The sequence below is a fragment of the Gluconacetobacter liquefaciens genome, from assembly GCF_003350405.1.
GTDB lineage: Bacteria > Pseudomonadota > Alphaproteobacteria > Acetobacterales > Acetobacteraceae > Gluconacetobacter > Gluconacetobacter liquefaciens.
In genome coordinates this window covers 1-22757 of the sequence record NZ_QQAW01000006.1, presented here as the reverse complement: position 1 = coordinate 22757, position 22757 = coordinate 1, and the positions used below count along the sequence as shown (strand labels likewise).

Genomic DNA, 22757 nt, shown 5'->3' with positions numbered 1-22757 from the left:
TAAAGTGCCGGCAGCTTCCGGCTTGCGTTCCGACACCGAGCCAAACACTCTGTTACAGAGCTTCGCTGTAGAAGGGACGGAGAACAACGACGACTCAGGAGTGAGCGCATGGCTTTGATCGATTTGCGGCCGCTTTCGGAAATGCCGGGGATTGCCGCGCATGAGATCGACCGGGCATCGAAAGGCCGGGCTGATCACGCCGGTTCGTCGCGCCGTGTCCGGCAGCGTGTTGCGCACTGGGTCGCGACCTGCGCCATGGGTGCGTGGGTGCTGCTGGCGGTCGTGCCCGTCGTCGTTGTCATCATGGCAATCGACGGCTGAATTAGGCGAAATTCTGGTATCGCCACGGGCCGGGAGAGGCGGGAAGCCTGCCTGGAAACGTGGGCTGGTGAGTGAGAGTGCTGCGAAGCGGCACGGCCGGCGTGTGTTTCTGCGCATCGCAGCGGAGCGGCCTTGATGGCTGCGAACGAAATGCTGGCGTTCGCTGGGGTCGGAGTGTGGGAAGCCTGCCCGGAAATGTGGGCTGGTGAGCGAGAGTGCTGCGTAGCGGCACGGCCGGCGTGTGTTTCCGAGCATCGCAGCGGAGCGGCCTTGATGGCCGTGAGCAGCGAAGCGCAGGAAACGCGCGCCGGATCGCCACCAGCGCGCATTTCCGGGCAGGCTTCAGGGAACGAGGACTGTGGCGCTGGCGGTGCAGGCGATGCCTTCCTCGCGGCCGGTGAAGCCCAGTCGTTCGGAGGTGGTGGCCTTGACCGAGATGCGGTCGATGTCGACTTCCAGCAGGTCCGCCAGGCGCTGGCGCATCGCTTCGGAATGCGGGCCGATCTTGGGGCGTTCGCAGATCAGCGTGACGTCGGCGTTGACCAGCATGCCGCCACGGTCGCGGATGCGCTGCCCGGCATGGATGAGGAAGCGCGCGCTGTCGGCATCCTTCCACTCGTTCTGGCTGGGCGGGAAGTGGCGGCCGATATCGCCTTCGGCCAGGGCACCGTAAATCGCGTCGCACAGGGCGTGGATTCCGACATCGGCGTCGGAATGGCCGGCCAGGCCGAGATCGTGGGGCACGGTGATGCCGCAGATGATCAGCGGGCGGTTTTCGGCGAAGGCATGCACGTCGTACCCGATGCCGGTGCGCGGCAGCAATGTCGGACCGATCAGCCGTTCCAGGCGCATCAGATCTTCCTCGTAGGTCAGCTTGATATTGTCTTCCGAACCGGCGACCAGCGCGACCGTGTGGCCTGCCATTTCCAGCAGGGCGGCGTCGTCGGTGGCGTCGGTGGCGGCGGCGCCGCGATGGAGGTCGCGCAGCAGTGCGAAGCGGAAGCCCTGGGGGGTCTGGGCGCGATAGAGGTCGTCGCGCGGGACGGTGGCGGTGATGACGCCGCCATGGCCGCGCTTGAGCGTGTCGGCCACGCGCACCGCCGGGATGGCGCCGGGGTGGGTGGCGAGGGCGGCGATGACCGCCTGCGTAACCTCGGCGGGGACGTAGGGGCGGGCGCCGTCATGGACCAGCACCAGGTCGGGGCGTTCGGATGCCGGCAGGCGGTCCAGCGCCTCCAGCCCCGCGCGGACGCTTTCCTGGCGGCTGGCGCCGCCGGCGACGGGCGGGAGGGTGTCCAGACCGTGCAGGGCCTCGGTCAGCGCGGCGGTGTCGCCGACCGGCTGGAGCAGGTCCACATGAGGGAATAGGGCATCCGCCGCGTGGCGGATGATGGGCCGGCCGCCGAGCGTCAGATACTGCTTGGCGACAGGCGATGCCGTCGTGGCGCTGAAACGTCGGCCCACGCCCGCGGCAAGAAGAATGGCTGCAACACGCATGGCGGAGCAATGCGGCGGACGCCCCGCGCCGTCAAGCGCCGGGACGCATTTGTTTCGGGCGTCGGCCGCTCCGTTTCCGTCCCGTTTGGCTGCTATCGCGATTGCGTGATGCTTTCAAAGTCGATATTCTGCTTAAATCCTGAGCATACATGCTGGAAATTCGTCCATTCCGGTGTCGCGCCGCGAGGCGAAGGCATGATCTGTCAGCCCAGATGGGGGTAGTGCCGTCCATGTCGTCCGAATTGTTGCGTCCTGTCGATCTGGGGAGGGGTGTGGTGCTGCGCACGCCGGTGATTCTCGCCCCGATGTCGGGCGTGACGGACCTGCCGTTCCGCCGCCTGGCGCGCCGCCTGGGCGCAGGGCTGGTGGTGTCCGAGATGATCGCGTCCTGGGCCATGGTGCGCGAGAATCAGGCGACCCTGCGTATGGCCGAAGTGGCGGACGATGAGGGGCCGAACGCTGTGCAGCTTGCCGGCTGTGAGCCCGAGGCGATGGCGCAGGCGGCGCGGATCGCCGTCGATCGTGGCGCGAACATGATCGACATCAATTTTGGCTGTCCGGTCAAGAAAGTGGCGGTGGGCCAGCAGGCGGGCTCGGCGCTGATGCGCGACGAGGCACTGGCGGGGCGGTTGCTGGAGGCCGTGGTGCGGGCGGTGGACGTGCCGGTGACGCTGAAGATGCGCATGGGCTGGGACCATGCCAGCCTGAACGCGCCGGTGCTGGCGCGGATGGCGGAGCAGGCCGGAATCCGCATGGTTACGGTGCATGGCCGTACGCGGCAGCAATTTTATACCGGGACCGCCGACTGGGCCTTCGTCCGCACGGTGAAGGAAGCGGTTTCGCTGCCGGTGATCGTGAATGGCGATATCCTGACCGTCGATGACGCGCGGCGGGCGCTGGCGCAGTCGGGTGCCGACGGGGTGATGATCGGGCGTGGCTGCTATGGCCGGCCGTGGTTCCTGGCGCAGGTGGGGCATGCCCTGACGACCGGCGAAGAGGTGCCGGACCCGGATCTGGCGACGGAAAAGGCGATCGTGCTGGAGCATTACGACATGATGCTTTCGCATTTCGGCGCGCATCCGGGCCTGCGCCTGGCGCGCAAGCATGTGTCGTGGTACTCGGCCGGCCTGCCGGATTCGGCGGGTTTCCGGGCTGCGATCAACAAGGTGGACGAGGCGGCTGTGGCGATCGCCATGATCGGGGATTTCTACGACCGCCAGATTGCCGCCGGGTCGGGCCGGGAGCGCCGGGGCAGTGCGTCGGGCGGCCAGGACGCCGCCCAGGCGGCCTGATGCCCATGCAAGCGAGCCTGCCGCCCGACGCATTGCCCCGGCCGGACGGGGCGGCGCTGCTGGATGCCATGCCCCTGCCGGTGATGCTGGTGGGGGAGAATAACCGTATCCGCCACGTCAATAGCGCGGCCGAGCCGTTCTTCGGCATGTCCAGCCAGCATCTGGAGCAGATGCATCTGACGGAGGTGCTGGCTTCCGACCATCCGATCTTTCTGCTGGTGGAGCAGGTGCGACGCGATGGGGTGACGATCGCGGAACATGAGCTGAATCTGGACGGGCCTCGGCTGCATCGCAGTGGCATTACCGTGCAGGGGACGCTGGTGGCCGAGCATCCGGACGGGGTGCTGCTGACTTTCCACGATTCGTCTGCGGCGCGGGCGTTGGATCGGCAACTCACATTCCGTTCTGCCGCGCGCAGCGTCTCCGGCATGGCCGCGATTCTGGCGCATGAAGTGAAGAATCCCCTCTCTGGTATCCGGGGCGCGGCGCAGTTGCTGGAGGGATCGGTCTCGGAGAGTGACCGGGAACTGGCGGTGCTGATCCGCGATGAGGCCGACCGCATCCGCGATCTGGTCGACCGGATGGAGATTTTCAGCGACAAGCCGCTGGAGCGGAGGCCGGTGAACATCCATCGGGTGCTGGAGCATGTGCGGCTGCTGGCGCAAAAGGGGTTCGCCGCCGATATCCGCTTTATCGAGGAATATGATCCGTCGCTGCCGCCAGTGTGGGGGAATCGCGACCAGTTGGTTCAGGTGTTGCTGAACCTGGTCAAGAATGCCGCCGAAGCCGTTGCCGGAGAGGGTAGGAAGGGCGAAATCACGCTTGGTACCGCCTATCGCCATGGCGTGCGTCTGGCGGTGCCGGGTATGGAGCAGCGGGTCGAACTGCCGCTGGTGGTGTCGGTGCGCGATAATGGGGCCGGGATTCCCGAAAGTATCCGGCCCCATCTGTTCGAGCCCTTCCTGACCACCAAGGCGGGGGGGAGCGGCCTGGGGCTGGCGCTGGCGGGCAAGATCATCGGCGACCATGGCGGGGTGATCGAGGTGAATAGCCGGCCCGGTCGGACCGAAGTCCTGCTGCACCTGCCCGTGGTGGCGGAGGGGCGGGTGCACCCCTGACCCGCCACGCCGCGCGGCCGTATTTTTCGTTCCTTGATTTTCTATTCCCTATTGCCCGTTTCGACTGAGAGACCGGATTTCGTATGCCCCTTCCGACCATTCTTGTTGCCGATGACGACCGTTCCATCCGCACCGTTCTCAGCCAGGCGCTGGGGCGCGCCGGTTATCAGGTGCGCACCACCGCCAGCGCCGCCACCCTCTGGCAGTGGATCGAAGAGGGCGAGGGCGACCTGGTCATTACCGATGTGGTGATGCCCGACGAGAACGGGCTGGACCTGATCCCGCGCATCAAGCGGGCGCGGCCGGACATGCGCGTGCTGGTGATGAGCGCGCAATCCACGCTGATGACGGCGGTGAAGGCGACCCAGCGCGGGGCGTTCGAATATCTGCCAAAACCGTTCGACCTGAAGGAATTGCTGGCGGTGGTGGAGCGGGCGCTGGCGTCGCCGGCCCGCACGCTGGCCGAGCCGGCGACGCCGCCCGAATCCGAGGAGCGGATGCCGTTGATCGGCCGGTCGATGGCGATGCAGGATATCTATCGCATCATCGCGCGGCTCACGACCTCCGACCTGACGGTGATGATCAATGGCGAAAGCGGCACCGGCAAGGAACTGGTGGCGCGTGCGCTGCATGATTACGGGCGCCGGCGGGGTGGGCCGTTCGTGGCCGTCAACATGGCGGCCATTCCGCGCGAACTGATCGAGAGCGAACTGTTCGGGCATGAGCGGGGGGCATTTACGGGGGCGACCAGCCGTAATCCGGGCCGGTTCGAGCAGGCGGCGGGGGGAACGCTGTTTCTCGACGAGATCGGCGACATGCCTCCCGAGGCGCAGACGCGCCTGCTGCGCGTGTTGCAGGAGGGCGAGTTCACCACCGTTGGCGGGCGGCAGCCGATTCGGGCCAATGTCCGCATTGTCGCGGCCACGCATCGCGATCTGCGCCAGTCGATCCGGAACGGGACGTTTCGCGAGGATCTGTTCTATCGGCTGAATGTGGTGCCGATCCGCCTGCCGCCGCTGCGCGAGCGCGTCGAGGACATTCCGCTGCTGGCACGGCATTTTCTGGATCGCTGCCGCGAGGACGGGTTGCCGGCCAAGATCCTGGCCGATGGGGCGATCGAACGCCTGCAGGCCAGCCGCTGGCCGGGGAACGTGCGCGAACTGGAAAACCTGATGCGCCGTCTGGCGGCGCTGTATCCGCAGGAGACGATTACGGCGGACCTGGTGGACCAGGAACTGGCGGAAGCGGCATCGCACGATCTGGAGGCGGAAGCGCCGGAGATTCTGGCCAAGGAGCCGCTGGCGGATGCCGTGGCCCGGCATATCCGGCATTTTCTGGCGGCGGGACAGGATGGCATGCCGCTGCATGATATCTATGATCGGGTGATTGCGGAGGTCGAACGGCCGCTGATCCAGATGACGCTGGCCGCCACGCGGGGCAACCAGATCAAGGCCGCGGCGATGCTGGGCCTGAACCGCAATACCCTGCGCAAGAAGATACGGGATCTGGAAATACCGGTCGTTCGCGGCGTAAGCTGACGATGATGAGTCTTTTCATGCGTTGGGCGACAAGCTGGTGCTGACCCCCCGGCACGGTTTCAATCTGAGGCGGCTGGCGTCGGGAATGGGGTTGATGCGCGGGCTGTTCGGCCTGCTGGCCCGACGGAATGTCGCCATCGCCCTGGTGGCGTTGGCGCTATGCTTCGGCGTTGCGACCTTTGTCGTGCTGTCGGGCGGGATGTCGGTGACGCATTATCCGCACATCCAGGCGCTGATCTTCATTCTCAACTTCCTGGTGCTGCTGCTGCTGGCGCTGGCGCTGGCGGAGCGGCTGGGGCGGGTGATGGCCGACCGGCGGCGCGGCCTGGCGGGGGCGCGGCTGCATGTGCGGCTCGTCACGCTGTTCGGCATCGTCGCGGTGGCGCCGACGGTGGTCGTGGGTACGTTTGCCGCCGTCTTCTTTCACTATGGCATCCAGATCTGGTTCAGCGACCGGGTGAACACGGCGCTGAACGAGGCGCTCCAGGCCTCTCGCGGCTATTTGCAGGAACATAACGCCAATATCCGGACCGAGGCGTTCTCGCTGGCCAATTACCTGGCCGGGGCCGCGAACAGCCTGGAGGGGTCGGGGTCGGACCTGATGCATGACCCCGAGGCGCTGGATCAGGTGCTGGATTCGCAGGCGACCCTGCGCGGGTTGAACGAAGCGGTGATCTATGACCCGCTGACCAATACCGTGGTGGCCAAGGGCGGGTTGATGAGCCGGGCGGGCGACATGCAGGCCCTGCCGCCACCCTCGGCCACGATGATGGCCCGCACCAACGAGATCGCGATTCTCGATTCGCCGGACGAAAAGACTGTGCGGGCGGTGATCTCGCTGGGCGATACGCCGGCGCTGATGCTGGTGATTACCCGGCCGGTTGATCCGTCGATTCTCGACCATATGCACAAGACCGAAATGGTGGTGGCGGATTACCAGCGGCTGAACCGGAACCGGTCCAAGATCCAGTTTACCTTCGTGCTGATCTTCGCGCTGGTGGGTTTGCTGGTGCTCTTCGCTGCCGTGCTGGTGGGGCTGGTGCTGGCCAACCAGATTGTGCGGCCGCTGGGGCTGCTGATCCTGGCCTCGGAGCGCATCAGCGACGGCGACCTGAAGGTGCGGGTGCCGGAAGGCGAGCGGCATGACGAGGTGTCGAGCCTGTCGCGCGCCTTCAACCGCATGACCGACCAGCTTTCCAGCCAGCGGTCCGAACTGATGATCGCCTATGGGCAGATCAACGAGCGCCGGCGTTTTACCGAGGCGGTGCTCTCGGGCGTGTCGGCCGGGGTGATCGGGCTGGATGCGCAGCAGGTGATCGAATTGCCGAATCGGGCGGCCAGCGTGCTGTTGCAGCATGATCTGACGGCCGCCGTCGGGCAGCATCTGGTGGATGTGGTTCCCGAATTCGGTCCGATGCTGAATGAGGCGGCGAGTGCGCCCGACCGGGTGTGGACGGGCGAGATCCATGTGGGATCGGGCACGAAGGCCTGCACGCTGCTGGTCCGGATCGGGAGCGAGACCACCGGGGGGGCGCCTGACCGGTATGTGGTGACGTTCGATGACATCACGGCCTTGCAGGCCGCCCAGCGCAAGGCGGCGTGGGCCGATATCGCGCGGCGGATCGCGCATGAGATCAAGAATCCACTTACGCCGATCCAGCTTGCGGCTGAACGGCTGAAGCGTCGTTTCCTGCGGGAAATCACCTCCGACCCCGAGACGTTCAGCCAGTGCGCGGATACCATTGTGCGCCATGTCGGCGATATCGGGCGCATGGTGGACGAGTTCTCGGCGTTCGCGCGGATGCCGCAGCCGATCATGCGGCCCGAGGACCTGTCGCGAATCGTGCGCGAGGCCCTGATCCTGCAACGTAACGCGCATCCCGAGATCCGGTACGAGACCGACCTGCCGGACCATGGGCCGATCGTGTCCTGTGACCGGCGACTGGTCGGGCAGGCGTTGACCAATTTGTTGCAAAATGCCGCCGATGCCATTGCAATGCTTCCGAAAGATGGTGATGCTGCCGATCGCACGGCCGGATCGGTCGGCTCTATCCGGATTGTCTTGCGTATCGAAGGCACGGCCGCGCACATCGCGGTCGTCGACGATGGGATCGGTCTGCCTGAGGAAGACAGGCGGCGTCTGACCGAGCCTTATGTGACCCACAAGCCGAAGGGAACCGGGCTTGGGCTGGCCATCGTCAAGAAAATTCTGGAAGATCACGGGGGAAGCATCCGTCTGGAAGACAGGCCAGACGGGCGGGGAGCTGTTTCGATCTTGGTACTGCCGGTAAAGGACGAGCATGGCGCATGAAATCCTGATCGTTGATGACGAACCGGATATCCGGCTGCTGATCGAGGGTATCCTTCGGGACGAAGGATACGAGACCCGGTTGGCGGGAGATTCGGATTCGGCGATCAGCGCGTTTAGGGCGCGCAGGCCGTCACTGGTGATTCTGGATGTCTGGTTGCAGGGATCGCGGCTGGATGGACTGGGCATTCTGCAGGCGATCCAGGGTGAAGAGCCGGTCGTGCCCACGATCATGATTTCCGGCCATGGCACGATCGAGACGGCCGTTGCCGCGCTTCAGCACGGTGCCTACGATTTTATCGAGAAGCCGTTCCAGTCCGATCGTCTGCTGCTGGTGGTCCGCCGGGCGCTGGAGGCCTCGCGTCTGGCGCGGGAGAATGCGGAACTGCGGCTGCGCGCCGGAGCCGAGGCGACGCTGTTCGGTGACAGCCCGGCCATTGCCGCCGTGCGCAACCAGATCGAGCGAGTGGCGCCCAGCGGCTCGCGCGTGCTGATTTCGGGGGCCGCCGGTGCGGGCAAGGAGGTCGCGGCGCGGATGATCCATGCCCGCTCGCGCCGGACCGAAGGGCCGTTCGTCGCCCTGAACTGCGCTACGCTGGCGCCGGGCCGCTTTGAGGAAGAGCTGTTCGGCATCGAGGGTACCGCCGACGGCAGCGGGCGGCGCACCGGGGTGCTGGAGCGCGCCCATGGGGGCACGCTGCTGCTGGACGAAGTGGCGGACATGCCGATCGAGACCCAGGGCAAGATCGTCCGGGCGTTGCAGGACCAGAGTTTCGAACGCGTGGGAGGAGCCACGCGGGTGAAGGTCGATGTCCGCGTGTTGGCGGCGACCAATCGCGACCTGCAGGAGGCGATTGCCGCCGGGCGGTTCCGCGAGGATCTGTATTACCGGTTGGCGGTGGTGCCGCTGCGCGTGCCCAGTCTGCGGGAGCGGCGCGAGGATATTCCGGGCCTGGCGCGGATGTTCCTGCACCGCGCGGCGGAGAATGCCGGCCTGCCGTTGCGCGACCTGTCGGGTGACGCCATCGCGGCTTTGCAGAGCTATGACTGGCCCGGCAATTCGCGCGAGTTGCGCAACCTGATGGAGCGGCTGCTGATCATGATGCCGGGGAACGGCACCGACCCGATCCGCGCCGAGATGCTGCCGCCGCAGGTGGGGCAGGGCGCGCCGACGCTGCTGAAATTCGACCCCGCCGCCGACGTGATGGGCCTGCCGCTGCGCGAAGCGCGGGACCTGTTCGAGACCCAGTATCTCCAGGCCCAGTTGCTGCGATTCGGCGGCAATATCAGCCGCACCGCAGGCTTTGTGGGCATGGAGCGCAGCGCATTGCACCGCAAGTTGAAGCAGTTGGGCGTGACGTCCGACGAGCGGGGTGCAGGATGAGGTTTTGCCCCCTGGGGAAGGGCCTGCTAGAGAGAGCCAACCGTATTATTGGCGGGGAACGGAGCGGCTTGCGCGGCGTTCGTCTTCGCCGACAGAGCAAGTAAGGCCCAACCGTGGCAAAAGAACCTACGCAGAACGTTCAGGATGTTTTTCTCAACCATGTCAGGCGCTCCAAGACGCCGGTTACGGTGTTTCTGGTCAATGGTGTCAAGTTGCAGGGCATCATCACCTGGTTCGACAATTTTTCCGTCCTCCTGCGGCGTGATGGCCACACGCAGCTTGTCTACAAGCACGCGATCAGCACCGTGATGCCGGCGACGCCGGTCATGCTGTTCGACCCCTCGCGCCCCGAAGGCGCGGCCGTGGATCTGTCCGACAGGGATCTGACGGGGGAATCCGATCTCGTCTGACGCACCCGTGGCGCAGTCGCCCACGCGGGCGGCCGTCATCCTGCCATGGGAGCGGCCTGACCGTCAGGACGAGGTTCGCGCCGCCGAAGCCCGGCTGGAAGAAGCCGTGGGTCTGGCGGCGTCGATCGGGCTGGTGATCGTGCGCCAGGCGGTGCTGCTGCTGCGCGCGCGCCGGCCGGCCACGCTGCTGGGCAGCGGGCAGGTGGAGTCGCTGCGCCAGGCTGTGCAGGAGGATCGCGTCGCCGTCGTGGTGGTCGATACCCGCCTGACCCCGGTGCAGCAGCGGAACCTGGAAAAGGCGCTGGGCTGCAAGGTGATCGACCGGACGGCCCTGATCCTGGATATTTTCGGCGAGCGCGCTGCCACCAAGGAAGGCTCGCTTCAGGTCGAACTGGCCCATCTGGAATATCAGCGCAGCCGGCTGGTGCGGACCTGGACCCATCTGGAGCGGCAGCGTGGTGGCTTCGGCTTCCTCGGTGGGCCGGGTGAGACGCAGATCGAGGCCGATCGCCGGATGATCGGCGACCGCATCGTGCGGCTGAAGCGCGAGTTGGAGCAGGTGCGGCGCACCCGTGGGCTACATCGGGCCGCGCGGCGGCGGGTGCCATTTCCGGTCGTGGCGCTGGTGGGCTATACCAACGCCGGAAAATCTACCCTGTTCAATGCCCTGACCGGGGCGACCGTTTATGCGCAGGACCAGTTGTTCGCGACGCTGGACCCCACGATGCGCGGGATTCGGCTACCGTCGGGCCGGCGGATCATCCTTTCCGATACGGTGGGGTTCATCAGCGACCTGCCGACGGAACTGATCGCGGCGTTCCGCGCGACGCTGGAAGAGGTGGCCGAGGCTGACATCATCCTGCATGTGCGCGACATCTCGCATCCCGACACCACGGCGCAGCGCGCCGATGTGGAAGAGGTGCTGGAAGGCATGGCGACCAGCGGGACGCTGGAGACCGACTGGCGCCGGCGGGTGGTCGAGGTGCAGAACAAGGCCGACCTGCTGGGCGGGTGCGACGCGGTGCCTGTGCGGGCCGGGAGCGTCGCGATTTCGGCGATGACGGGTGACGGGCTGCCGGAATTGCTGGCGGCGATCGACCAGCGCCTGACCGAGGCGATGGAAATCGTCGACTACACCATCCCGGTGAAGGACGGTGCGTTGCTGGCATGGCTGTATGCTCATGGCGAAGTGACGTCGCGGGATGACGGCGAGCAGGCTATCGTGGTGACGGTGCGGCTGCTGCCGGCCGATCGCGCGCGGTTCGAACAGCAACTGGCCAGTCGCGACCGGTAGGCGCCCGCCCGGGCCCGATGGTCGGGAAGGGGAGGTGATGTCATGACGGTCGCGGTTTCGGGCGCGCATATGCGCACGGTTCTGGACATCATGCGGCAGGCGGCGGCGGAGCGGATCATGCCGTCCTTCCGCCATCTGGGCGTGGACGCCATCCGTTGCAAGAGCAGCAAGATGGATGTGGTGACGGTGGCCGACGAAGCGGCCGAACATGACATGACGGCCGCCTTTCTGCGTCTTTCGCCCGGTGCTGTGGTGATCGGGGAGGAGGCTGTCTGCGTTCGGCCCGACCTGATGGATGCCATCGAGGATGCGGACCTGGCCTATGTGATCGACCCGATCGACGGGACGGCGAATTATGCGGCGGGGGTGCCGCTGTTCGGCGTCATGGTGGCGATCCTGCGGCGGGGCGAGGTGATCGGGGCGGCGATCCTCGATCCGGTCTGCAATATCGCGGCGCTGGCGGTGCGTGGAGGGGGGGGGGCCTGGCTGGTGGGACCGGACGATGCCGAGCGACCGCTACGCTGCGCGCCACCCGTGCCGGCGGCCGAGATGTGCGGCAATGCCTCCTGGCGCTATCTGCCGCGTCCGGTGCGTGACCTGGTGGCCCGAAACCTGCCGCGGGTGATGGGGTCGTGGGATTTCCGCTGTGCGGCGCATGAATATCTGATGCTGGTGGACGGGAAATGCCATTTCCTGCTCTTCAACCGCACCATGCCGTGGGACCATCTGGCCGGTTGGCTGATCCACCGCGAGGCCGGCGGCTATTGTGCCCATTTCGATGGATCGCCCTATTGCGTGACCGATCGTGCCGGGGGGCTGCTTTATGCCCCCGATCGGGCAAGCTGGCAGGATCTGCGGGACCTGCTGCTCGACCCGGGTTGATTTCGGGTCAGGCTTTGCGTTCCTGCCGCTTCACGGCCTGCCAGGCGGCTTCCATGTCGGCAAGGGTGCTGTCGGCCGGGGTCATGCCGCGTTCGGCCAGGTGCTGCTCGACCCCGGTGAAGCGGCGGGTGAATTTGGCGTTGGCCTGACGCAGGCAGGCTTCGGGGTCGAGGTCCAGTTTGCGGGCCAGGGTGGCGAGGGTGAACAGCACGTCGCCCAGTTCGTCAGCGATTCGGTCGCGGTCGCCCGAATCGAGCTCGACTTTCAGTTCGGCGATTTCTTCATCCACCTTTTCGGCCACGTCCTTTGCCTCGGGCCAGTCGAATCCGACGCGGGCGGCGCGGGCCGAGAGTTTGCGTGCGCGAAGCAGGGCGGGGAGGGCCGTGGGAATGCCGGCCAGCGTTCCGCGCTCGCGACGGGCGAGGCGTTCCTGTTCCTTGCCATCTTCCCACTGGCCGGGGGCCAGGGCGGCATCGCCGAAGACGTGGGGGTGGCGGCGGACCATCTTGTCGCCGATCATGCCGGCGACGGTCGCGAAATCGAACAGGCTGGCCTCTTCGCCCATGCGGGCGTGATAGACGACCTGGAGCAGCAGGTCGCCCAGTTCGTCGGGCAGGGCGGCCCAGTCCTGTCGGGCGATGGTGTCTTCGACCTCGTAGGCTTCCTCGATCGCGTAGGGGGCGATCGAGGCGAAATCCTGCTCGCGGTCCCATGGGCAGCCGCTGACCGGGTCGCGCAGGCGGGCCATGATGTCGAGAAGGCGCGAGAGGGCCTGGGCGGCGTCGGACATCCGGGGGCTCCGTGCTGGTGTCGGCGGGATCGTTTTCTCTCTGCACCGGTGTGGCGGGCGCGTCCAGCGTGACGCGGGGCCTGGAGGCTCTGGCTGGCGGGGCGGAGCGGGATTATAGTCCCGCGCCCAGGATGGGGGATATCATGGACGGACAGGCGACGGTTTTCATTGACGGCGAGGCGGGCACGACGGGGCTGGGCATTCGCCAGCGCCTCGACGCGCTGCCGGTGACGGTGCGTTCGATCGCGCCGGAACAGCGCAAGGATGCCGGTGCCCGCCGTGCGATGATGGAATCGGTCGATCTGGTGGTGCTGTGCCTGCCCGATGCGGCGTCGCGTGAGGCCGCGGCGATGGCGGAGGAGATCGCGGCCACCGGCGGCCGGGCGCCGCGGCTGCTGGACGCCAGTACGGCGTTTCGGGTCGATCCCGACTGGGTCTATGGGTTTCCGGAAATGGGGGAAGGGTGCGCGGCGCAGGTCGCGGGGGCGGCGCGGGTTTCGAATCCCGGCTGCTATCCGACCGGGGCGATCGCGCTGTTGCGGCCGCTGGTTCAGGCGGGGCTGCTTGCGTCTGATACGCCGCTGACGATCAATGCGGTGAGCGGCTATAGCGGCGGCGGCCGGGCGATGATCGAGGCGCATGAGCAGGAGGGTGGGCCGGCTTTCCTGCTGTATGGGCTGGGGCTGGAGCACAAGCATCTGCCCGAGATCACCCGGTATGCCGGGCTGACCCGTGCGCCCGTCTTCGTGCCGTCGGTCGGGCATTTTCCGCAGGGGATGATCGTCTCGGTGCCGCTGCATCTGGACATGTTGGCCCAGTCGGCGACGGGGGATGACCTGCGGACGGTGCTGGCCGATTTCTATGCCGGTTCGGACCGGATCAGCGTGGCCGAGGCCATGCCGGACCTTTCCGCCGAGACGCTGGCGGGGACTGACCTGATGGAATTGCGGGTTCATGCCAACGAATCGCGGCGGCAGGCAGTGCTGACCGCGCGGCTGGACAATCTGGGCAAGGGGGCCTCGGGTGCCGCGATCCAGAATATCGCCCTGATGCTGGGGTTGGCGGCGCCAGTGCCCCGCGCCGGTTGATCGTTTGATCGCTCCTGCATGATTGCCTGCCGGCCCGGTTTGCTGATAAGGAGGCCCGCAGGCGAGAGTGACGGAACGGTAGACGTAGTCGGCTCAAAATCGACCGCCGCAAGGCATAGGGGTTCGAGTCCCCTCTCTCGTACCATTTCTCCGGACCGGATGATGTCTGCTTTCTCTCCCGACGTGATCGTGAAGCCGGGCGTTCGCCCCGCAAATCCCTGCTTTTCTTCCGGTCCCTGTGCCAAGCGTCCGGGATGGTCGCTGGATGCGCTCTCGGGCGCGTTGCTGGGTCGTTCGCATCGCGCGCCCGAGGGACGGGCCCGGCTGAACGAGGTCATTACACGGTCGCGGGCGATTCTTGGTCTGCCGGAGGACTGGAAGCTGGGGATCGTCCCTGCATCGGATACCGGTGCGGTGGAGATGGTGCTGTGGTCGCTGGTCGGCGAGCGCCCGGTCGACGTGCTTGCCTTCGAGAGTTTTTCGGCGACTTGGGCTGACGATATCATCAACCAGTTGCATGCTCCGGCCGCGCGGGTGCTGGAAGCCGGATATGGCCGCCTGCCGGATCTGGGGCAGGTGGACTGGTCGCATGACGTGGTGCTGGCGTGGAACGGCACGACATCGGGCGTGCGTATTCCCGATGGTGCGCAGATTCCCGTGGAGCGCGACGGGCTGGTGATCTGCGATGCGACCTCGGCCGCCTTTGCGATGGATCTGCCGTGGGATCGGCTGGATGTGGTGACCTGGTCCTGGCAGAAGGTGCTGGGCGGTGAGGCCGCGCATGGCATGCTGGCCCTGTCGCCGCGTGCGGTGCGCCGGCTGGAGGAGACGCCGCCGCCGCGGGCGCTGCCGAAGATTTTCCGGCTGACGGCGAAGGGGCGGCTGATCGAGGGCATCTTCAAGGGCGATACGATCAACACGCCCTCCATGCTCTGTGTGGAGGACGCACTGGACGGGCTGCGCTGGGCCGAGGCGATCGGCGGGTTGCCGGCACTGGTCGCCCGCAGCCAGGCGAATCTGGCCGTGGTGGCAGACTGGGTTGCGCGGTCCGGCTGGGCTTCTTTTCTGGCTGTTGACCCGGCCGAGCGGTCGAGCACGGCGATCTGCCTGACCATCGTGGCACCCTGGTTCGTGGCGCTGGATGCGGCGACGCAGGCCAAGGCGGCCAAGCGGATCGTCAGCCTGCTGGAAGCCGAGGGTGTGGGGCTGGATATCGGCAGCTATCGCGATGCGCCGCCGGGCCTGAGGCTGTGGGGTGGCGCGACCGTGGAGGCCGATGACCTGCGTGCGTTGATGCCGTGGCTGGACTGGGCCGAAGCCCAAGTGCGTTCAGAGTTCGCCTGACCTGGCGCGTGGGCTGACGAATGGCCGCAAGGATGATATAGGCGCGCGCATGACGGACGATCCGCCTCCCAATCCCGCCCTGCTGCCTGCAGGCTTTGTCGATCTGCTGCCTTCCGACGCCGAGGCCGAGGCCGCCGGTATGGAAAGCCTGATGCGGGTCTTTGCTTCGCATGGCTATAGCCGGGTGAAGCCGCCTTTGCTGGAGTTCGAGGACACGCTGCTGAGCGGGTCCGGCGCGGCGGTGGCCGATCAGGCCTTTCGCCTGATGGACCCGGATACGCGGCGGATGATGGCGTTGCGGCCCGATATCACGCCGCAGATCGCGCGGATTGCCGCGACGCGGCTGGCCGATGCGCCGCGTCCGCTGCGCCTTTCCTATACCGGGCTGTGTGTGCAGGCGAGTGGTGGGGCGCGGGAGAGCGACCGGCAGATTTCGCAGGCTGGTATCGAACTGATCGGGCCGGATACGCCCGAAGCAGATGCCGAGGTCGTCGCGCTGGGGGCCGAGGCGCTGGCGGCACTGGGTGTGCCCGGCGTGTCGTTCGACCTGACGATGCCGCCGCTGGTGCCGGCGCTGATTGCAGAAGTGGGCTTTACGCCTGCCGAGAGGCAGGCGCTGATGCGGGCGCTGGACCGTAAGGATGCGGCGGCGGTGGCGAAGCTGGCCGGCGGGCTGGCGCCGGTGTTGACCGAGTTGCTGCATGCGGCCGGGCCGGCCGAGCGGGCCCTGTCGGTGCTGGGTGGCCTGGTGCTGCCCGCGCCGGTTCGGGTGCTGAGCGAACGTCTGGCTGCCACCTTTGCCGCGATCAAGGCGCGGGTGCCGGATATCCGCCTGACCGTTGACCCGGTCGAATTCCGGGGGCTGCATTATCATACCGGCGTCTGTGTGACGGTGTATGCGCGTGGGCAGCATGAAGAGCTGGGTCGTGGTGGACGCTATGTGTCCAATAATGACGAGCCGGCCTGTGGCCTGACGCTGCGGCCTGAGGCGCTGCTGCGCGCGGCGCCCGCCAGGGCCGGCCGGGTGCGCGTGTTTCTGCCTGTGGACTGCGATCCGGCAGTCGGTAAGCGGTTACGGGCCGAGGGTTATGCGACCGTCGATGGGTTGGTGCCTGTCGCGGACAGCAAGGCCGAGGCGCGGCGCCTGGAATGCGATATGATCGTGGCCGGCGACGGAGTGGTGGCGCTGAACTGACGCGCCTGTTAAGCCGGGCGACTGGGCGGCCGGTGCCCCCCCTTTTGTGTTGCGTTCCGGCCGGATCGTTTTTCTGAGGAGCTTCTGATGTCCAACGTCACCGTGATCGGCGCCCAATGGGGTGACGAGGGGAAGGGCAAGATCGTCGACTGGCTTGCCAGCCGGGCGGATATCGTCGTCCGTTTCCAGGGCGGGCACAATGCCGGCCATACGCTGGTGGTGGGTGACCAGACCTACAAGCTGTCGCTGCTGCCCTCCGGCCTGGTGCGTGGCAAGATGGGCGTGATCGGCAATGGCGTTGTCGTCGACCCCGAAGCGCTGCTGGCCGAGATCGACCGTGTGTCGGCGCAGGGGTTGAAGGTGACGCCGGAGACGCTGCGCATCGCCGAGAACGTGCCGCTGATCCTGCCGGTGCATGGTGCGATCGATCGGGCCCGCGAAGAAGCACGCGGCGCGCGCAAGATCGGGACCACCGGGCGTGGGATCGGCCCGGCCTACGAGGACAAGGTGGCGCGTCGGGCCATCCGTCTGTGCGATCTGGCCGAGCCGGAGACGCTGGACTGGAAGCTGGACGAACTGCTGCTGCATCACAATACGTTGCTGGCCGGGCTGGGGGCGCCGACCTTTACCAAGGCCGCGCTGCTTGAGCACATGAATGCACTGGCGCCTCGCGTGCTGCCTTATATGGACACGGTGTGGGACCTGCTGGACGACGCGCGCCGGGCTGGCCGTCGCATCCTGTTCGAGGGTGCGCAGGCGGTGATGCTGGACGTCGATCATGGGACTTATCCGTTCGTGACCAGTTCCAACACCATCGCGGCCAATGCGGCGACGGGGAGTGGCGTGGGGCCTGGTACGGTCGGTTTCGTGCTGGGTATTGCCAAAGCCTATTCGACGCGCGTGGGCGAGGGGCCGTTCCCCAGCGAGTTGCATGACGAGATGGGGCGTACACTGGGCACGCGCGGGCATGAATTCGGCACCGTGACCGGCCGTCCGCGCCGTTGCGGCTGGTTTGACGCCATGCTGGTACGCCGTGCAGTGCGCGTCGGCGGGATCAACGGGCTGGCGCTGACCAAGCTGGACGTTCTGGACGGACTGCCGGAGATCAAGGTCTGCGTCGGCTATGAACTGGACGGCAAGGAAATCCGCAGCTTCCCCTCGGCTCCGGCGGCGCAGGCTCGGGTGACCCCGATCTATGAGACGATGGAAGGCTGGACCGACAGCACCCGTGGTGCCCGTTCCTGGGCCGATCTGCCGGCTCAGGCGATCAAGTATGTGCGCCGGATCGAGGAACTGGTCGAAGCGCCGGTGACGCTGCTCTCCACCAGTCCCGAGCGCGACGACACCATCCTGATGCGCGACCCGTTCGAGGGCTGACGCCTATACGAAAAGGGCCGGACCTGATGGTCCGGCCCTTTTTTGTTGAGGTCTCGCCGGGCGGTCAGGCCGCGCTGGCGCCGCGATGGGTTTCGACTTCCGCCTTCATCGCGGCCTGCACCTTCTCAAAGGCCCGGACCTCGATCTGGCGCACCCGCTCGCGCGAGATGTTGTAGGTGTGCGACAGATCTTCAAGCGTTGACGGTTCGTCCTTCAGGCGGCGTTCGGTCAGGATATGCCGTTCGCGCTCGTTCAGGGTTTTCAGCGCGTTGTCCAGCAAGGCCTTGCGGCCGCTGAATTCCTCGCTTTCCGCCAGCGTCTCTTCCTGGTTGTCGTGGTCGTCGACCAACCAGTCCTGCCATTCGCCTTCGCTGTCGGCACGCAGGGGGGCGTTCAGGCTGTGATCGGGCGCCGAGAGCCGGCGGTTCATGTTGATCACGTCCTGTTCCGGCACGCCCAGCGACTTGGCGATCTGGTTCACCTGTTCGGGTTGCAGGTCGCCATCGTCGATGGCCTGCATCTGGCCCTTGAGGCGGCGCAGATTGAAGAACAGCTTCTTCTGGGCGGCGGTGGTGCCCATTTTGACCAGCGACCAGCTATGCAGGATATATTCCTGGATCGCGGCGCGGATCCACCACATCGCATAGGTCGCCAGCCGGAAGCCGCGATCGGGGTCGAAGCGGCGGACCGCCTGCATCATCCCGATATTGCCTTCGCTGATCAGTTCGCCCAGCGGCAGGCCGTAGCCGCGATATCCCATCGCGATCTTGGCGACCAGGCGCAGGTGTGAGGTGACCAGTGCATGGGCGGCCTTGGTATCGCCCTTGTCCCGCCAGCTCCGCGATAGACGCTGCTCGTCTTCCGGCGAGAGCATCGGAAACTTGCGAATATCCTGGAGGTACCTTGAAAGGTTGGTCTCGGGACCAACATTGAGAACTGAAGAGGCCATTGGTCGGACTCCTTTTCCCTGAGGGAGGCCATGTCCCGCTGATGTCCTAAAGGCACATCTGGCGACAGGGTTGCATGGCCGGCCCGTATGACGCGTGGATGGACTTCACGTCCCCGCGTGGTACCCCCTCCGAGGGCCGCACCATCGCGGGACGTCCATTCCGACGGTAGCGTCACCCGTCGAAGCATGAGTTAAGCCTATCGGCCAGGTCTGGGAGCGTCAAGGAAGCTCCTAGGATATTGCCTTAAAACTAAGCAATCTTTGCCATGAGCGCCTTGAAATCGTCCGGCAGGGCGGTCTCGAACAGCATGGCTTCGCCCGTGCGGGGATGGGTGAAACCCAGGCGCGCGGCGTGCAGGGCCTGGCGCGGGAAGTCCAGCGCGGCGCGTTTTGCGTCGTCGGGCAGGGTGCGTGCGGCGGCAGGGATGCGGCGTAGATAGACTGGATCGCCGACCAGCGGGTGGCCGCCATGCGAGAAATGGACGCGGATCTGATGGGTGCGGCCGGTCGCCAGCCGGCATTCCACCAGGCTGAGCGCGCCATGGTGGGTGGAGAGGGTGCGGTAGTGCGTCAGTGCCGCCTTGCCGCCATGGGTGACCACGGCCATGCGCTTGCGGTCACGCTTGTCGCGGCCGATCGCACCTTCGAACCCGCCGCTGGCGGGGGTCATCAATCCCCATGCCAGGGCCAGATAGGTGCGGTCGATATCGCGGGTCGCGAAGGCGTCGGACAGGGCCTTGTGGGCCTGTTCGGTTTTGGCCACGACCATGACGCCCGACGTATCCTTGTCCAGCCGGTGTACGATGCCGGGGCGCCGCTCGCCGCCGATTCCCGTCAGGCTGTCGCCGCAATGGGCCAGCAAGGCATTGACCAGGGTGCCGTCCTCGTTGCCCGGTGCCGGATGCACCACCAGGCCGGCGGGCTTGTCCAGCACGATCAGGTCGGCGTCCTCGTGCAGAATGGCGAAGGGGATGTCCTGGGCCTGGGGCGTGGCGGGGATTGCCGGGGGGACCCTGATTTCATAACACAGACCGGGCCGCACCGGATCGGCGGGCTCACGCAGGATCTGGCCGTCGCGGAGTACGTGGCCGGCTTCCATCAGCGCCTTGACGCGCGAACGGGACAGCGTATCGAGCGCGTCGGCCAGGAAGCGGTCGGTTCGCTGGCCGGTATGCTGTTCGGTCGCGGTGACGCGGAGGGGGGGCGTGTCGTCGGTCATGCACGGCTCTTAACGGAAATCGCCCGGTCGGAACATCATGCCGGGCCAAGTTGGATCAAGACAATCATGAATGGACAGGGCGTGAGTGGACCGGGAACGAGCGTGGCTGCCTCCAGAGGGTTGCTGGCCGCCGTGATCGGCATGGGGGTGCTGTTGGCGGTGGGCTCTCTGGTGTTGGTCGGTGTGCTGGTCCATCGGATATCCCATCCGAAGCCGGCGGCGATTGCCGGGCTCAACGCTGAACCGGCTGTGCTGGCGGGAGCGGCGGGAAATGATGGCGAACTGGTGCTGGGCGAACCCGTTGGCACGCATGTCAGCGGCATGACGCGGGAGAGGGAAGGGGTGCTGGCGGTGGCGCTGACTGGCGGCGGCGGCCCCGACCGGGTGCTGCTGTGGGACGTTCAGAACCGGCGAATCGTTGGCCGGCTGGTCATGAGCCCGGTGGCGGTGCAGGTCGTGCCCGCTCCGTAATCGCCTGAAAAGCTTCGAACTTGGAAAAAATGTGCCGCAAACCAATTTTCCTGCTCCGGGTGGGTTGCGTCCCCTCTCGCGATGTCATAGAAGCTGCCTCGTCCAACGTCCCGTTCGTCTAGAGGCCTAGGACACCGCCCTTTCACGGCGGTAACACGGGTTCGAATCCCGTACGGGACGCCACTGACTTTGTTAGTGGCATAATGGCTTCTTGATAAAAGAAGCCATTGACAGATGATTAAATTCACGGTCTGCGCATCATGCACGCAGTCGGATATGAACAGTCATCATTCATATTTATGGCGCAGTTTTGTGGGACGGTCTGAGCCGTCCCTCCTCCGCTTTATTCCGGTATGAATTCCAGGCGAGCGAAACCCAGTTTTCCAAGGGCTTTGCAGATTTGCAGCACATAAGCCGGCTTGCGGCGCAATATCCATAAAGCCCCGTAAACCGATAATTGTGACAATGCGATAAAATAGATGCTGATGCGCGTAGCCATTTTGTTAGAGCTGATCGCCATGCGGACTTCGGCCGAATGCCGGGAACTCCGTTGAACCCGCCGACACATATAGCGAAAGCTTAACCGGCCGATTTCATTGAATTCGATGACATGGGCATCCGCACACCACACGAATCGCCTTCCTGCCTGGGCCAGACGCAGGAGCAACAATGTATCCTCCCCTCCGGTGCGTCCGAATGCCTCGTCGAATGGCTTTTCTCCTGGAAAACAGGAGGAGCGTTTCAGCATGACATTTGCCGTGCTGACACCGCGGGGACGGGGGGGGAACCATTTCAGCGGCTCGATTTTCGTGCCGTCGGGCAATCCGAAATCCGTGCTGTAGTAGCGGCCCTGCGTATCCCACGCCGGGGGGGAGCCTCCTTCGAAAATCGGGTAGATCGCGCCAAAGCTGGCATCGGCACCGGTGCGGGCCAGGCACCGATAATGGGCCATCAGCCAATCGGGCTCGGGTGCCTCGTCATCATCCACGAATGCGATGAATGCGCCGTTCGCAGCCTTGACGCCAAGGTTGCGTGCTTCGGCGATATTGCGATCGCCAGCCGCGACATGATGCAGTGGGATCTGGCTGTTGAAAGCCGCGACTATCGGTGCAGCCAAGCGGGCGGGATGGTTGTCCGCGACAACAATCTCCCACGAGATTCCAGCATCCACCTGCTGAGCCAGGCAGGCCTGGAGCGTGCGTTCCAGCAGATTCAGGCGGTCGTAACATGGAACCACGATGCTGATATCGATGGTGGAGGGGGCCAATGCTCGCTCTCCGACTTCTGTCATGGGTCTATTGATTCCTTAAGTGTTTCCAAAAAAATGGTGATCTATGCGAAGCTGCCTTTGTCATTGAGGCGTGGGTAAGTATCTCCAGATACGAAAGCAGCTTCCGTGCAGGAGGGACGAGCGCGGATCGTTGATCCGCCATCACGTCGTCCTGATCAATGGGCGAGGGGGGGCATCGTTCTCATGGGCAGATAAGATGACGGAGGCCGATCCTTCCCATGGTTTGCGCGCCGGATCTAGCATGTTCTGCTGTCTGTTCCAGCTGGTCAGCTCAAATAATGAAAAATATAGCGCCATGGCCAGAAAGCCATTATTACTAAACAGATTGGATTCAGTGAAATTATGAATGCTCAGGGCAAGAAGAAAGGCAAGGTGGAAGAATGCCACGGGCCTGGTCATGGTCACCGGGTGCGTTCTATTCCACGCCGGTGTTTTACCGATGGCCTTTATGGCCAATATGATTGCATAGATCAGGACCCCGACGCCTAGGGCAAATCCGACGATGCCTCCTGTCGCCAGCAGATCGATGTAGCCTTGGTGGCCTTCGTTGATATGAACCTCGCTGCCGAACCACATGGATGTTTTCAGGCTGGGCTGGATGGCCGGGTTGATGGCCCAGAATGAATAGAAACCGGCCCCAAACCACGGACGCTTCTGGATTTCGAGGAGCATGAAGGTCCAGAGGTCCGTGCGGCCCGTGAAGGTCATGCTCTGAAACGGGGCTGTCGGATCGTTGTTGGTCACGCTGCACCAGATCAGATAGCCGAAAAGCGCGCCGATCAGACTGCCAGCCGTTCCGCAGGCCAGGGCGATTGCCGCCGTTCTGCGGCTGCGTGCGAGTGTGGAAAATAGCCACAGCAGAGCGGGAATTACGAGGATGATGGCGAGACAGGTCTTAGTGACTGTTTGGAAAGTCAGAAATTAGCTTGAAATCATGAGTTATACCAAGGCCATTTGGTCAGATTTTTTCATGTAACCAAATGTATCTT

At 65.4% G+C, this 22757-nt stretch carries 20 protein-coding genes and 2 tRNA genes; 16 read left to right on the top strand and 6 right to left on the bottom strand.

The window, feature by feature from the left end; genetic code table 11:
• Positions 1-108 precede the first annotated feature (108 nt).
• Complete coding sequence (locus C7453_RS11440; protein WP_114727682.1) at positions 109-321, top strand: hypothetical protein; 213 nt, start codon at positions 109-111, stop codon at positions 319-321.
• Positions 322-663: 342 nt separating this feature from the next.
• Here the strand turns inward: C7453_RS11440 and C7453_RS11435 are convergent, their stop codons facing one another.
• Positions 664-1818 (bottom strand): bifunctional 2-C-methyl-D-erythritol 4-phosphate cytidylyltransferase/2-C-methyl-D-erythritol 2,4-cyclodiphosphate synthase, encoded by a 1155-nt coding sequence (locus tag C7453_RS11435; RefSeq protein WP_114727681.1) that lies wholly within the window; start codon positions 1816-1818, stop codon positions 664-666.
• Positions 1819-2048: 230 nt separating this feature from the next.
• On the opposite strand from C7453_RS11435, the gene dusB reads away from it, so the two are divergent.
• From dusB to C7453_RS11395, 8 genes are all read left to right on the top strand, one after another.
• Positions 2049-3110, top strand: a complete 1062-nt coding sequence (gene dusB / locus C7453_RS11430; protein WP_114727680.1) for a tRNA dihydrouridine synthase DusB — start codon at positions 2049-2051, stop codon at positions 3108-3110.
• On the top strand, positions 3110-4228 hold the full coding sequence (locus C7453_RS11425; RefSeq protein WP_371858512.1) for a two-component system sensor histidine kinase NtrB: 1119 nt from the start codon (positions 3110-3112) through the stop codon (positions 4226-4228). Before dusB ends, C7453_RS11425 begins: the two co-directional genes overlap by 1 nt.
• Before the next feature lie 83 nt (positions 4229-4311).
• Positions 4312-5766 (top strand): nitrogen regulation protein NR(I), encoded by a 1455-nt coding sequence (ntrC, locus tag C7453_RS11420; protein ID WP_114727679.1) that lies wholly within the window; start codon positions 4312-4314, stop codon positions 5764-5766.
• Between the two features lie 94 nt (positions 5767-5860).
• On the top strand, positions 5861-8077 hold the full coding sequence (locus C7453_RS11415) for a sensor histidine kinase NtrY-like (protein WP_114727849.1): 2217 nt from the start codon (positions 5861-5863) through the stop codon (positions 8075-8077).
• Positions 8067-9458 (top strand): nitrogen assimilation response regulator NtrX, encoded by a 1392-nt coding sequence (ntrX, locus tag C7453_RS11410; protein ID WP_114727678.1) that lies wholly within the window; start codon positions 8067-8069, stop codon positions 9456-9458. Before C7453_RS11415 ends, ntrX begins: the two co-directional genes overlap by 11 nt.
• A 113-nt stretch (positions 9459-9571) precedes the next feature.
• The gene (gene hfq, locus C7453_RS11405) at positions 9572-9868 is read left to right on the top strand and encodes an RNA chaperone Hfq (protein WP_114727677.1); all 297 of its coding nucleotides are present in this window, start codon (positions 9572-9574) and stop codon (positions 9866-9868) included.
• Positions 9869-9875: 7 nt separating this feature from the next.
• A complete protein-coding gene (gene hflX / locus C7453_RS11400; RefSeq protein WP_114727676.1) occupies positions 9876-11162 on the top strand; it encodes a GTPase HflX in 1287 nt (428 codons plus the stop codon).
• 42 nt (positions 11163-11204) lie between these two features.
• Positions 11205-12044, top strand: a complete 840-nt coding sequence (locus C7453_RS11395; protein ID WP_114727675.1) for an inositol monophosphatase family protein — start codon at positions 11205-11207, stop codon at positions 12042-12044.
• Positions 12045-12051: 7 nt separating this feature from the next.
• Here the strand turns inward: C7453_RS11395 and mazG are convergent, their stop codons facing one another.
• Positions 12052-12834, bottom strand: coding sequence for a nucleoside triphosphate pyrophosphohydrolase (gene mazG / locus C7453_RS11390; protein WP_114727674.1), 783 nt, complete (start codon positions 12832-12834; stop codon positions 12052-12054).
• A 143-nt stretch (positions 12835-12977) separates the two neighbouring features.
• On the opposite strand from mazG, the gene argC reads away from it, so the two are divergent.
• From argC to C7453_RS11365, 5 genes are all read left to right on the top strand, one after another.
• A complete protein-coding gene (argC, locus tag C7453_RS11385) occupies positions 12978-13922 on the top strand; it encodes an N-acetyl-gamma-glutamyl-phosphate reductase (RefSeq protein WP_114727673.1) in 945 nt (314 codons plus the stop codon).
• A 61-nt stretch (positions 13923-13983) separates the two neighbouring features.
• Positions 13984-14067: transfer RNA gene (locus C7453_RS11380), tRNA-Leu, on the top strand.
• 17 nt (positions 14068-14084) lie between these two features.
• Positions 14085-15266, top strand: a complete 1182-nt coding sequence (locus tag C7453_RS11375; RefSeq protein ID WP_114727672.1) for a phosphoserine transaminase — start codon at positions 14085-14087, stop codon at positions 15264-15266.
• A gap of 49 nt (positions 15267-15315) precedes the next feature.
• Positions 15316-16461 (top strand): ATP phosphoribosyltransferase regulatory subunit, encoded by a 1146-nt coding sequence (locus tag C7453_RS11370; protein ID WP_114727671.1) that lies wholly within the window; start codon positions 15316-15318, stop codon positions 16459-16461.
• An 87-nt stretch (positions 16462-16548) separates the two neighbouring features.
• Complete coding sequence (locus C7453_RS11365; protein WP_114727670.1) at positions 16549-17838, top strand: adenylosuccinate synthase; 1290 nt, start codon at positions 16549-16551, stop codon at positions 17836-17838.
• Positions 17839-17902: 64 nt separating this feature from the next.
• Here C7453_RS11365 and rpoH read toward each other — a convergent pair whose 3' ends face one another.
• Together rpoH and C7453_RS11355 are read right to left on the bottom strand one after the other, a co-directional pair.
• Positions 17903-18787: an RNA polymerase sigma factor RpoH gene (gene rpoH / locus C7453_RS11360; RefSeq protein ID WP_114727669.1), complete on the bottom strand. Its 885-nt coding sequence runs from the start codon at positions 18785-18787 to the stop codon at positions 17903-17905.
• Positions 18788-19037: 250 nt separating this feature from the next.
• Complete coding sequence (locus tag C7453_RS11355) at positions 19038-20006, bottom strand: RluA family pseudouridine synthase (RefSeq protein ID WP_114727668.1); 969 nt, start codon at positions 20004-20006, stop codon at positions 19038-19040.
• Between the two features lie 102 nt (positions 20007-20108).
• Here C7453_RS11355 and C7453_RS11350 point away from each other — a divergent pair, with 102 nt between their 5' ends.
• Together C7453_RS11350 and C7453_RS11345 are read left to right on the top strand one after the other, a co-directional pair.
• Positions 20109-20477, top strand: a complete 369-nt coding sequence (locus C7453_RS11350) for a hypothetical protein (protein WP_371858511.1) — start codon at positions 20109-20111, stop codon at positions 20475-20477.
• A gap of 107 nt (positions 20478-20584) precedes the next feature.
• Positions 20585-20660: transfer RNA gene (locus C7453_RS11345), tRNA-Glu, on the top strand.
• A gap of 160 nt (positions 20661-20820) precedes the next feature.
• Here the strand turns inward: C7453_RS11345 and C7453_RS11340 are convergent.
• On the bottom strand, positions 20821-21768 hold the full coding sequence (locus C7453_RS11340) for a glycosyltransferase family 2 protein (protein ID WP_114727666.1): 948 nt from the start codon (positions 21766-21768) through the stop codon (positions 20821-20823).
• A gap of 141 nt (positions 21769-21909) precedes the next feature.
• Positions 21910-22647, bottom strand: coding sequence for an O-antigen ligase family protein (locus tag C7453_RS11335; protein WP_342767966.1), 738 nt, complete (start codon positions 22645-22647; stop codon positions 21910-21912).
• Positions 22648-22757: the final 110 nt, after the last annotated feature.